Source organism: Chryseobacterium sp. Mn2064, assembly GCF_049319685.1.
Taxonomy (GTDB): domain Bacteria; phylum Bacteroidota; class Bacteroidia; order Flavobacteriales; family Weeksellaceae; genus Chryseobacterium.
This window is the reverse complement of record NZ_JBMOUE010000001.1, coordinates 114,576-127,259: the sequence shown is the minus strand read 5'-3', so window position 1 is coordinate 127,259 and position 12,684 is coordinate 114,576. Positions and strand designations below refer to the sequence as shown.

Here is a 12,684-nt window from a genome sequence, read left to right as displayed (position 1 = left end):
GATTAATTTATTGAGCAGTAACCTTTACAAGCATATCAATATCATCTTTCACAAAAACATCCTGCATTGTAGACTTGTATGCTACATCAAATTTCTGTCTGTCGAAAGAGAACTTGTTAGATACTAAGCTTACTACACCTTTGCTGTAAGAAATCTTCGCAGGGAAAGTAATAGCGCTTGTTTTACCTTTTACAGTAAGGTTACCTGTTACTAAAGAGCTATACACTTTATCGTTATTTTTCTTTACACCAGTAATTTTGAAAGCTGCTGTAGGGAATTTTTCAACTTCAAAGAAATCACCGTTTTTAAGGTGACCGTTTAATTTTTGTTGGTATTCACCTGTAAGGTCAGTTGAAGTAATAGAAGTCATATCCAATACGAAGTTTCCACCTACCAATTGGTTTCCTTTCATTACTAGATCTCCTGACTTCACTTTTACAGTACCGTCGTGAGAGCTTGCCTCAGATTTTGCTACTTTATATCCCCACCAGTGTACATCAGACGCTACTACTTTTTTAGATTGTCCGAAAGCTAAACCACCAGCTAAAACTGCTAATAAAAATATTTTTTTCATTGAATAGAGTTGTTTGTTTATTTTGATGATGCAAATGTAGCTATCTTCTTTCATAGACAGCATTGATGTATATCAATAAAATTAATTATTTTTATGAATAATATCATCTTAAAAAAAAACTCCGAATTTCTTCGGAGTTTATATTTTATAGTTGATAATAAGCGGTGTAAAGTGCCACCCCTTTCAATGCGGTGTGGTTTTGCTTCACCAAATAGATTGGAATATTTTTAAGCATTTCTTCCATTTTATCACTGATCTTGAATTTTTCATAGAATTTATCTTTGTCGATATATTCTCTCATCAACTGAGGCAGGTCTCCCGCGATTAGTAATCCTCCTGTTGCCTTCAATTTCAATGTTAAGTTATTGGCTTCACGGGCCAGGAACTCCAGGAAGGTATCTAAAGCAATTCTGCAGATCAGAACATTTTCTTCTACAGCTGCTTTGTAAAGTTCTTCTACGAAATTACCCTGCGCCAGACGTTCTCCCAACCATTCCGGTTCTGGGTGTCTTTTTACGTCTCTCAGGAATCTGTAAATATTGAATAAACCTGTTTTAGACAATACATTTTCCCAGCTTACAATTCCATAAATATTATTCAGGAACTGGTAAAATTCTACTTCTACATTGGTTCTTGGTGAAAATTCAGAATGTCCTCCTTCCGTAGCAAAAGGTCTCAGGTTTTTTCCATCAAAGAAATATCCAGCTTCTCCTAATCCGTTTCCGGGAGCCAGGATGGCTACATTTCCTTTTTCAAGATGTCCGCTGGTATAGATGGCGTCAAGATCGTTGTCTTCAAGAAGCGCCATTCCGTAAGCAGAAGCTTCCAGGTCGTTCAGCATTTCTACTTTTTCAAACCCGAAGTCTCTTTTATACTCTTCAATGTCTAAACTCCAGCCTAGTCTTGCAGGGCTACTTTTCCCGTCAAGTACAGGACCTGGCACAGCCATTCCAAGGCGTTTTACGTTTTCCAGCTGATTGTCCTGAATAAATTTCTTCAAAATATCAGAAAAAGAAGCATATTCTTTTGTTGAATATACGTTCTGAAGTTTTATCTCAAGACCTCCTTTACCGGAAACAAAATAGCCTAAGATGGTCATATCTTCGCGGAGACTGGCTCCGATGATAGACACATTATCGTTATTACCGTTATCTACTCCTGGTAAATAAAGCGGAAACTTTGGATTCAGAATCATAACCTCAAATTTTACCAAATATAATAATTGTTTTTGTAAATCCTGCACAGAACAAAAAAACCTTTCCACTTTCGTGAAAAGGTTTTGGTTAATAATTGTTTATATATTAAATCTAACTACTTTCCTAATGGAATATTGTAACCGAATCCTACTCCGATATTTCCCACATTATAGTCCTGACCAACTAAATCTCCTTTAGTTCCTACAAAAACCTTCTGGTATTGTACGAAAAAGTTCCAGTCTCTATTGTGGTATCCGATCTCCGGTTTGATGTAAAAACCTCCACTTGCTCTTTCAACATTCGTGTTGGAAGCAACTTGCTTATCTCCAACCAAGAATCCGTATCCTAAATCAGTTCCAAAGTAGAATCCAGTTTGTTTTGGATAGATTCTTACTAACGCTGCTACAGGTACTACTCCTACATCATTATTTTTATAACCGTTGTTTTCTTTTCCGAAATAATGAGTATATCCTGTTGCAATACCTAATCCAAACCCTGGAGTGATCAGGTTCTGGTAAGCTACATCTACGCCTACAGCGGCAGATAGATTATCTGAAGGAACTGCTAAACCAACATTTGCACCTACTTTGATCATATTGTTCATTTGAGCACTTTGAGCACTTGCTACACCTGCTGTTAAAATTCCAGCCAGCAAGATTGCTTGTTTAAACATTTTCATAACTCTAATTTTTTAATTTTACTAAACTAGAAGATGTAAAAATCATGCCAAGCAAGGCCCTCATTACCACTTTAACACTCAAAAACAACATAAACACATGAATATCAACCTATTATTTTTAACAAAATTTAAATGTTTGTTTAACAAAATTTATCAAAAAAGTATCTTAAAAAGTGAATTAAGGAAAAAAACAATATCAAAATACCTTCATAAAAAACAGATCTTGTAATCATTTCTACTCTTATCTTTGAATAGATCAATCTTTTTATCTGAATTTCAGATCATATTTACTTTTATCCAAAAATATCAGAGGATTATCCATTTCAATCATTTCTTTGATCGCTTTTTCTTTATCCTCAGCATTTTCATAATAAGCTTCAGCGATTTTATAGCCCATTCTATATCCTAAATCTCCCGGTCTGTCTTTACTGCTGGCCGCATTAAATAGCCAATTTTTCGGATTTTTTGTACAGAGTTCACTTTTCATCTCCTCCCATAACTGTTTTTCGTTGGCAGTGGCATACAATGCAGCACGGCTTTTAACTTCCTCCTTTCTGTTCATGATCAGTTTTTCGGAAATATAGCTGGCAACCCCTTCTTTTATTACATTTTCTAATAAATTACATTGGCAGGCATATTTGTTTATAGGTACCTGCTGGGTATGAATATACTCATGGACAACGGTTTCTTTTACATAATTGATAACATCCTCCAGATTGGAGCGGGATACGATATCAGCCTTCAGGTTTTCATTTGTGATTTCGGAAACATCGCTGTTTTTATCTCCTGCAAACATTTCAACACCAATCAACAGATAATGACCCGATATGGTTCCTCCTGTGGATACCGGGCCTATTGTAAAGGCTATTTTAGCGGGTTTACTTTTGGGGTATAACTCGGCAAACTCAGCAATAATAGTTTTGAATTTCTCCGATTTTGAAATACTGATTGAGTTATCTCTGACGCTTTTATAGTATTTCTTATATTTTTTGATTCTTTCCACGAAAAACTCGGCGGAAAAGTATCTCACTTTCTCAAATTCTTTTAAACCATTGGTGCCACGGTCCAAATAATATTTCTGAATAGTCTGAACACTGTCCTGATAAGACTTGCTGTATTGTAATTTGTCATAAGCTTCCCAAAAATGCTGAATATCAATAGTCGTAATATCTTTTACGTTTTCTTTTTTTAAATCTTCCGACTGCCTGGTACGCCATTCTATTTCTGATTTATCTAATGTTCTTATATGTATTCGAATAATTCCGTTGGAAACTGGTTTCTGAGAAACGGATTTGATATTGACTCTGTATTCTCCATTCTTTTCCGTGCTGTATTCTAATTTATCATATCCCTTGCTGCCATCAGCAACATCAACAGAAGAGATCTTTTGATTATCTGAATTGTACAGATTGATTTCAATGTCTATATTTTCCTGATACACTTTTATTACATATGTTTTCCCTTTTTCGAATGGAATGTTATAATTAAGATCTTCTTTGCCATCGAATGCAATGGTTTGATCATTCATCTTAAATATCCCTTTCTGCGCCTGCAATAAAGGAGATAAAGTAAAAAGGGCCAAAAATAATAGAAGTAGTTTATTCATATTCTTTTATTAAAAGACAATTTAAACAACATTTCCATTACATTTTATACATTAAATATTTCATTTACCATAAAACAATTAATACAAAATATAGATTAAGCAATAACTATTTATAAAAATCTCCCATTCTCTTATATTCTTTAAAACATAGAAAATCCTCCTCCAATACATGAAATTCATGGATTATCATCCCTTCTCCTTCCTTCCTATTCTATAATATTAACAATCATTAACCCGTTATAGTTTTAACTTTTTTCATACAGAAGTATCAAAAAAATAAATATTCTCACCATGGCTGATTCATTATTAAAAAACAAGCATCTCCTTTGGCGCGCAGGTTTCGGTGTTGGAATTAATCAAATTGATGATTTGAAAAATAAAAACACAAAAACGTTATTAAGTGAATTATTTAAAGAAGGTCATTTTACAGAGATCACGTATGACACACCGGATGCAGATCAGGCGGCAGACTATATGAACAGTACAGCTACTGCAGAAAATAAAAAGGAAATGCAACGTATTTTCAGGGAACAAAATAATGAATTGAACCTGAACTTCCTGAATTCAATCGTGAACAGTAAAGAGCAAATGAGAGAAAAAATGGCTTTTTTCTGGCACGGACATTTTGCTTCAAGAGTTCAGAATCCTAAGTTTAACAGACAGCTTCTGAATATCATCAGAAAGAATGCATTGGGAAGCTTTAAAGACCTTCTGTTTGAAGTAAGCCAATCACCGGCGATGCTGAACTTTCTGAATAACCAACAAAACAAGAAAGATCATCCTAATGAAAATTTTGCCAGAGAAGTGATGGAACTTTTCACGATGGGTAGAGGAAATTATACAGAAAAAGATGTTCGTGAAGGCGCCAGAGCTTTTACAGGATGGAGTTATGATAAGGAAGGCAATTTCAAGGAGAGAAAGAATCTTCATGATGAAGGGGCTAAAAATTTTCTAGGAAAGACGGGAAACTTCGATGGCAGCGATGTTTTAAATATTATTCTGGAGCAGAAAGCTACGGCTCAATTTATTACCACTAAGATCTATAAGTTTTTCGTCAATGAGAAGATAGATGATGATCATATCAACCGATTAAGTGCCAGCTTTTACAGTTCCGGGTATGATATCAAAAAGCTGATGCACGATATCTTTTCAAGCGAGTGGTTTTATGATCAAAAAAATATAGGAAACCGCATAAAATCTCCGATAGAGCTTATGGCGGGAATAATGCGGATACTTCCCATGCAGATTCAAAATCCGGAAAACCTCATCGTTTATCAAAAACTGCTGGGACAAATGTTGCTGTATCCTCCCAATGTAGCTGGCTGGCCCAATGGAAAATCATGGATTGACAGCTCTACTCTTATGCTTCGGCTTCAGGTTCCACAGATCTGGTCTGGCCTTCGACCACTGGAATATAGCCCCAGACAGGATGATGATATTGATATGGGAATGAAATCTAAAGAAACAGCTTTAAATAAAACATTTAAAAACCCCAACATCACCATCGACTGGAATCGTATAGACAATATATTTGCTCATAAAAACTGCGAAGATTATCTGATCCAGAATATCCAAAGTATGGATCTTAACACGGTGAAGAGTTTTTCCGACAACAGTATAAAAATGAATGTCATCAACCTAATGTCTACCCCAGAATATCAGTTGTGCTAGACAGAAGTTTAGAGATAACCCGTGATAGCGAATTGTTGATTATTTCACTTTTCAGCCTGTCATCATCAGCCCCCCTTTAACCTAAAAACAAAGTTATGCTAATCAAAAGACGAGATTTCCTCAAAATAAGTTCATTGGCTACTGCTTCCCTGCTGATGCCTAATTTTCTAAAATCAATGACATTGGATGATGCTCTGGCTCCCAATCAAAATATACTTGTCGTGCTGCAATTTACAGGTGGAAATGACGGTTTGAATACCATCATCCCTGCAAAAAATGACATTTATTTCAGAGAAAGGAAAACATTGGCCATTCAGAATTCACTGGCGCTGACGGATGAAGCAGGAATTAATCCTTCCCTTTCTTATTTTAAAGAATTATTTGATAGCGGAGAACTTTCTGTGATGAATAATGTAGGATATCCCAATCCCGATAAATCTCACTTCAGAAGTATGGATATCTGGCAATCTGCAAGCCGAAGCGATCAGTTTCTGGAAACCGGTTGGCTGGGACGTTTCCTTGATGAAGAATGTTACCGTTGTGAACATCCTACACAGGCACTGGAAGTAGATGATATGCTCAGCCTTGCCTTAAAAGGACAAAACAACAAGGCATTTGCCTTCAAAGATCCTAAAAGACTGTACCAAACCAGCCAGGAGAAGTATTTCAAATCTTTATATGACCATCATCACGATGACGAAACGGTTTCGTATCTGTATCAGACATTAGGATCAACAATCAATAATGCGGATTATATTTTTGAAAAAAGTAAAGCAAAAAAAACTGAACAGACTTATCCTAATTCTCAGTTGGGAAAAGATTTTAAAACAGTAGCCTCTTTAATAAAATCTGACATCAATACACAGGTATATTATCTTTCAATCGGAAGTTTTGATACACACGTCAACCAAAATGAACGACAGCAAAAATTATTTGAAGACATCAATGAATCGGTAAAATCTTTTGTCGCAGATATGAAAGGTAATGGGCTCTTCAATAATATTTTACTAATGACATTCTCAGAATTCGGACGCCGTGTTGCTCAGAACGCAAGTAATGGAACCGACCACGGAACTGCCAACCAAATGTTCTTCATCAGTGGAAATCTTAAAAAGAAAGGATTATTGAATACACTCCCCGATCTTCAAAACCTAAATGAAGGCGACCTCATCTATAAAGAAGATTTCAGAAAAGTATATGCTACGATTCTAAAAAACTGGCTCAAAGCCGATTCTTCCAAAGTATTGGGCTGGAAAGACGGAATCTATGATTTTGTGTAAGGAAACTCACGAATATTATCTGTATCATAATATTAAAACCATAAAAAAGAGACTGTTACCATGATATACAGTCTCTTTTCAATACTATTAAATTTTACTACTTGTTTTTTATGCAGTAATCTGCTTAGGCTCTTTCTCGCTCTGATCATCTTGTTTATCAAGCTTTTCAGATATTTTTTTTACAACATATTCTATTACCAGTGGTGCTAAAATTGCAACTAATGCTTTAAATATTCTTGATTTCATAAACAACGTGATTTTGTATTCATTGATAATACAATTTCTGAGCCAAGCTGAAAACATTCATTCATTTGCCGATAAAGACGCCCATGCATTATTTTTTGTCCGGGACAATAAAATTCTGATAGTTTTTACTTCCTGCATTGAATTTTTCTTTCAGTTTCAATCGTAGCTTTTCGGGTTTATGTACGATCAGAGAATCTCCGAATCCCAATAGAAGCCTTTCCAACTCAAAATTCAGCTGAACACAGATTTTAAAAACTGTTCCTTCATGATCTTCGCTGATGATCTCCTGGCTTTTATGCAGTGGTTTTGTCTTTACATAAGGAGCATTCCCGGCATCTACCCAGAATACTACATTCCTGGGCGACATTCCTTCAGCAACAGTAACGCCTACAATATCTTTAAAATAGTCGTCGCCATCCAGATTTTTATCAACATACGGAAGAGCATCATCTATTTCTATACTTTCCATTCGGTCCAACGCCAGATTATACATTTTATCTTTGTAAAGACAGATCAGGAACCAACGGTTATTAAATTCCTTTAACAGCTGCGGGTGAACGGTAAAAATATTCGATTCTCTAGCTGTAAAGCTTTTGTAAAGAATTTTTAATACTTTCTTATTGGCAATACTTTCATACAGAATATCTATATTTTCAAGACCTTTCAGTTGTTCATTTTTGTCCAGATGGATGATGGATTTCTGATTGGTTGCATGAATGGAATCTTCCAGCTTTTGAATAACCCCGTTCATTTCTTTAAACATAGAAAAATCTTTGAACTGTTTCAGAATCTGAACAGCATTATTCATCGCCTTCAGATCACTTTCGTTCACGGAAATATTATGAATACTGTAGTCCGGATCACTATAGCGGTAATATTTTCTTTCATAAACTTCGATAGGAGCTTCATACCCGAACTTCTCACTCCGCATATTCTGCAGATCAAGCTGTACGGTTCGCTTGCTCACATAAGATTCCTTGCCTTCAAATTCAAATAAAGCTTCAGAACACTCATCAATAAGATCTTCGAGTGTATATTTCCTGTATTTGTTTTTGAGGCATTTATCTAATGTTTTATACCGAATCAGAGCATTTTTATTGGATGACATACCTTAGTGTTTTATGATTAGTGTTTTTGGTGACAAATAAATTCAGTGATCCATTTGCCTTGGTGCTCTTTTTCGTTAAAAACTATTTTTCCTTTAAAGCATTTCCTTCAAAAGTAATACCTTCCCATCCGAATTTCATAAAGTTCCTGATATTCTGATGATCTTCCCCTTCAGGATTTTTCAAAACATCTTCTCTGTAAAATTCTCCAAAAAGTTTAAGCGTTTTTTCCTCTGAAAGATTTTGAATACTTGCGTAGCTGAAAACTTTACATGATCCGTTGTTTTGTCCGGCCTGGTTGGTAGTATCACCATTTTTAAAAGCTGTAGGCACGAAGTCATAGTTATTGTCGATATAAGCAATAACATCCGCAAACTGGATGGTTTCAGGAAAATGAGTTAATTGTTCTAATAATACCATAAGTATTGTTTTTAATGATTACTTTTTCGAGGAGATTACCCAACTGTTTCGGTCGTTTTATCCTCTTTTTTTTTGTAAAAATAATTATTTTTTTAAATCTACGCAAAACTATTGCGCAATTATACACTTACTTTGCATCATCAAAACAAGAATAAGATGGAATTTAATGGAAATCACTTAATCGAATTAGGATATAGATCTGCAAAATGGTTTAAAGAAGCCATTGCTTATATCAATGAAAATAATCTGGACGAAATTCAGATCAAAGAATATCTGGAGCAGTTTAAACAACCTGATCTTATCCCGCTTCATGAAAAAGCAAAAGATTTTGTGATCAACATCAGAGCTGAACATGAAAGCGAAAATGATAACGTTGAAAAAGTAATCAGAACCATGAAAGTTTTGATGAAAACACCAACCTTAACCGAAGGCGCATTAATGCCAGATGCCTGTCCCACAGGTCCTGAAGGACAGATTCCTGTAGGAGGTGTGGTGGTTGCTCAGAATGCAATTCATCCTGGATTCCATAGCGCAGATATCTGTTGTTCTGTAATGCTGACGGATTTTGGTAAAGCAGATCCTAAAGAAGTATTGGATGCAGCCCATTCTGTGACTCATTTCGGATATGGAGGAAGACCAAGAGGAGAACAGATGCCAATGTCTCAGGAACTGATGGATGCCTTCAGAGAAAACGACTTCCTGAATGATGAAAAACTGATCAGCATTGCCCGTTCTCATATGGGAACTCAGGGAGACGGAAATCATTTCCTTTTCGTTGGAACGTCTAAAAATACAGGAAACACAATGATGGTAACCCACCACGGATCAAGAGCTCCGGGAGCCGCATTATATGATAAAGGAATGAAAACCGCCAACCGTTTCAGACAGGAAATTTCCCCTGAAACATTGAGAGAGAATGCATGGATCCCTTATAATACGGAAGAAGGAAAATCATATTGGGAAGCGCTTCAGCTAATCAGGCAATGGACTAAAGAAAATCATACATCCATTCATGATGCTGTATTGAACAAGCTGGAAATAGAGAAAGAAAACAGATATTGGAACGAACATAACTTCGTTTTCAAAGATGGAAACCAGTTCTACCACGCCAAAGGTGCCACTCCGTTGGATGATAAGTTTATGCCGGATATTACAGGACCAAGATTGATTCCTTTAAATATGTCTGAGCCAGTACTTATCGTTCAGGGAACGACGAATGAAAGAAACTTAGGTTTTGCACCACACGGGGCAGGAAGAAATTTCAGCAGAAGTCAGCATAAAAAGTCTATGGCTCATAAAACGACTGAAGAAATTTTCAATGAAGAAACAGCAGGACTTGATATCCGTTTCTACTCTAATGAAATTGATATTTCTGAACTTCCGAGTGCTTATAAAAGTGCTAAAAATGTAAGAGCGCAGATTGAAGAGTTCGGACTTTGTGAAGTTCTGGATGAAGTGATGCCATACGGATGTATCATGGCCGGGGATGTTGAGAAAAATGCACCATGGAAGAGAAAGAAAAAATATAGAAAAGCATAATTTTTATTACTAAAATTCTGCTTCATATGTTAAACCTTATGGGTTTATAAAAAAACGATCAAAAACTAACAACCAACCTTACAGGCGAAAAACCTGTAAGGTAAATGAAAACTTTTTCATAACGGCAGGAACAGTAGCTCAGATGGTAGAGCAACAATAATTACTTTTCGCTGCAGGCAAAATAAAGTTCCTATAGATTACCAAGATTGTAGGTCACAGGTTCGAGTCCTGCCTGTTCCTCAACACTCAGAAAATACTTATATTCAGGTATCAGTAATTTTCAGATGTAAAAAAACTGAAGGCAAAGAAAGTTCCTATATTTTAGAATTACTTTCCGCCTTTTTACCAACTACAAGGCAAAGGGAGTTCCTATATTTTTTGGATAAATTACTCCCCGCTTTTTATAAACTATAGGTAAAAGGAGTTCCTATACACTTCACTCGTAATGAATTTACTCCTCACTTATTTTTTAAATTAAAAACAATGAAAACACTAAAATTATTCAATGCTGTTCTGGCTCAAAAATCGGATGAAAAACCATTTATTTCTGATAAAGGTTATATCATTGAGTCTGATGCTTTATGGGCAAGAAAAGAAATCGCTGCCTATTATGCCAAAGAAAAACTGAATGGAAATGACTTGAATAAAACCTTTCATAAATCCTGGGAGAAGATAAAAAACACCTCCAGAATCGATTTATTATTTGAGCAGATCAACCATTATATTTCAACTTACGGAAGTCATTTCCAAAGTGAAATCTATATTCCTAATGAGATCGTGAATATTCCTGAAACAAAGCTGATTTTTAAGATCATTAAAGCTTATACTGTAGAAGAAATGCAGGAAAAATGTCTGGCTCTTTTAAGATCCGGAATTGCGTTGAAAGAAGAAACCATTGATGAACTTCTTTATATTTTACATACGGAACTGGAATATGATTTTACGGGAAAAGAAAATATCAGAAATAAAGAAGCAGTTATAAAAATCGCGGATCTGTACGATATTTATCCTGAAAATCCGGTAGAGTTTTTCCGTTATGTGATTTATAAAACGACTCTTACAACGCTTTTAATCAAAAATGATGATTTGATTAATACAATCAAGCAGAGTCATTTTAATCCAAGCTTCTTATTTGAAAGTTTTGGAATGGAAAAAATGGCGGAAATTTTCAACAGATTTAAACCACTATTTCTTGCTTATAAAAACAGAGCTCCAAAAGCCATCAATAAAATTTCTAAGCTTTCCAAAATACATCATAAACCACTGGTTTCAAACCCTTTGAATGAAGCTTCCAATACCTTACTGGAAACGGGTGATTGGCACTGGCTGGAGAATGCGACACCATTTGCGTTATTCAAGGCACTGTCGGCATGTTACTCAAGAATGTACGGTCAGGATACTTTTGTGTACAGAATAAGAAACGGAAAATCTTGGGTAAAAAAGGGTAAGGAAAACTACGTGACTCAATTTAACTATGAATTCATTTTGGATTTTCTGAAACTGAAATATGAAAACCTATCCGGAAAGAAATTCTATTTCCCAGAAAATATAGAGTTTGCCCTTCCAACTTCTGAAAAGATGTTTGTAGGAAATATTCCTACCGGAACGCGTTTTTATGGCGATAGACTAGCTGTAGGTATTTATTGGGAAGATCGATGGGGAGCCAGGGATCTTGACCTTTCCGGATTAAATATCGCCGGAAAGATAGGATGGAATGCTGCTTACAATTATGATGACGGACAATTGATGTACTCCGGAGATATGACTTCAGCTCCTCACGGTGCGGTTGAATATCTTTACGCCAATAAAGGACTAAGCGCACCAACGCTTGTGATGAATAATGTTTTCAGTGGGGATGCAAATTGCGGATATAAAATTGTAATTGGAAAAGGAGATCATATTTCCTACGAGTATATGATGAACCCCAATAATCTTTTTGCTGAAGCCAAATGTAATTCTGTTCAAAAACAAATGATCCTTGGAATGCTGGTGGCAAAAAATAAAAAACAATGTTTTGTACTCTTGAATTTCGGAGCCGGGCATTCTCATGTTTCAGGTAATAATGAGGTTTCGAAGATGGCCACAAGTGCATTGTACCAGCAATGGTACGAAGCGATGCCCTTCAATGAGCTTATCAAAGAACTGGGTGGTGAGATTACTACAGAAAAAGCAGACGCTGATTTTGACTTCTCGCTGGAAAGCCTTGAAAAAGATAGTTTTATCAGAATTTTTAAGTAAATTCCATGGCGTCATCTGATTATATTGGGTGGCGTTTTTTATTTTATATCACTCAAATACAATACATTATACGGTGGTCAAATTATTTTTTAAAAGTGATGATCTTTTTTCTATATTTGCCGACCTATT

Annotated in this window: 11 protein-coding genes and 1 tRNA gene; 5 read left to right on the top strand and 7 right to left on the bottom strand. The window is 35.6% G+C overall.

Annotated features, from left to right (window positions below; genetic code table 11):
• Nucleotides 1-7: 7 nt before the first annotated feature.
• The 4 genes from ACL9RH_RS00610 to ACL9RH_RS00595 form a co-directional block, all read right to left on the bottom strand.
• On the bottom strand, nucleotides 8-574 hold the full coding sequence (locus ACL9RH_RS00610; RefSeq protein WP_422691385.1) for a YceI family protein: 567 nt from the start codon (nucleotides 572-574) through the stop codon (nucleotides 8-10).
• Nucleotides 575-719: 145 nt separating this feature from the next.
• Complete coding sequence (locus tag ACL9RH_RS00605; protein ID WP_422691384.1) at nucleotides 720-1,769, bottom strand: glucokinase; 1,050 nt, start codon at nucleotides 1,767-1,769, stop codon at nucleotides 720-722.
• A gap of 116 nt (nucleotides 1,770-1,885) precedes the next feature.
• The gene (locus ACL9RH_RS00600) at nucleotides 1,886-2,449 is read right to left on the bottom strand and encodes a hypothetical protein (RefSeq protein WP_422691383.1); all 564 of its coding nucleotides are present in this window, start codon (nucleotides 2,447-2,449) and stop codon (nucleotides 1,886-1,888) included.
• Nucleotides 2,450-2,714: 265 nt separating this feature from the next.
• On the bottom strand, nucleotides 2,715-4,055 hold the full coding sequence (locus ACL9RH_RS00595) for a DUF2268 domain-containing putative Zn-dependent protease (RefSeq protein WP_422691382.1): 1,341 nt from the start codon (nucleotides 4,053-4,055) through the stop codon (nucleotides 2,715-2,717).
• Nucleotides 4,056-4,346: 291 nt separating this feature from the next.
• Between ACL9RH_RS00595 and ACL9RH_RS00590 the strand changes: the two genes are divergently transcribed.
• Together ACL9RH_RS00590 and ACL9RH_RS00585 are read left to right on the top strand one after the other, a co-directional pair.
• Nucleotides 4,347-5,726, top strand: coding sequence for a DUF1800 domain-containing protein (locus ACL9RH_RS00590; RefSeq protein WP_422691381.1), 1,380 nt, complete (start codon nucleotides 4,347-4,349; stop codon nucleotides 5,724-5,726).
• A 95-nt stretch (nucleotides 5,727-5,821) separates the two neighbouring features.
• Nucleotides 5,822-7,006 (top strand): DUF1501 domain-containing protein, encoded by a 1,185-nt coding sequence (locus ACL9RH_RS00585; RefSeq protein WP_422691380.1) that lies wholly within the window; start codon nucleotides 5,822-5,824, stop codon nucleotides 7,004-7,006.
• A gap of 108 nt (nucleotides 7,007-7,114) precedes the next feature.
• Here ACL9RH_RS00585 and ACL9RH_RS00580 read toward each other — a convergent pair whose 3' ends face one another.
• From ACL9RH_RS00580 to ACL9RH_RS00570, 3 genes are all read right to left on the bottom strand, one after another.
• Nucleotides 7,115-7,252: a hypothetical protein gene (locus tag ACL9RH_RS00580; RefSeq protein ID WP_422691379.1), complete on the bottom strand. Its 138-nt coding sequence runs from the start codon at nucleotides 7,250-7,252 to the stop codon at nucleotides 7,115-7,117.
• An 88-nt stretch (nucleotides 7,253-7,340) separates the two neighbouring features.
• Entirely contained in the window at nucleotides 7,341-8,360 is a 1,020-nt protein-coding gene (locus tag ACL9RH_RS00575; protein ID WP_422691378.1) for a helix-turn-helix transcriptional regulator, read from the bottom strand.
• Nucleotides 8,361-8,442: 82 nt separating this feature from the next.
• Complete coding sequence (locus ACL9RH_RS00570; RefSeq protein WP_422691377.1) at nucleotides 8,443-8,778, bottom strand: HopJ type III effector protein; 336 nt, start codon at nucleotides 8,776-8,778, stop codon at nucleotides 8,443-8,445.
• A gap of 156 nt (nucleotides 8,779-8,934) precedes the next feature.
• On the opposite strand from ACL9RH_RS00570, the gene ACL9RH_RS00565 reads away from it, so the two are divergent.
• The 3 genes from ACL9RH_RS00565 (at nucleotide 8,935) to ACL9RH_RS00555 (ending at nucleotide 12,555) form a co-directional block, all read left to right on the top strand.
• Nucleotides 8,935-10,317: an RtcB family protein gene (locus ACL9RH_RS00565; protein WP_422691376.1), complete on the top strand. Its 1,383-nt coding sequence runs from the start codon at nucleotides 8,935-8,937 to the stop codon at nucleotides 10,315-10,317.
• 127 nt (nucleotides 10,318-10,444) lie between these two features.
• A tRNA-OTHER gene (locus ACL9RH_RS00560) sits at nucleotides 10,445-10,557 on the top strand.
• Nucleotides 10,558-10,800: 243 nt separating this feature from the next.
• Complete coding sequence (locus ACL9RH_RS00555) at nucleotides 10,801-12,555, top strand: hypothetical protein (protein ID WP_422691375.1); 1,755 nt, start codon at nucleotides 10,801-10,803, stop codon at nucleotides 12,553-12,555.
• Nucleotides 12,556-12,684 lie beyond the last annotated feature (129 nt).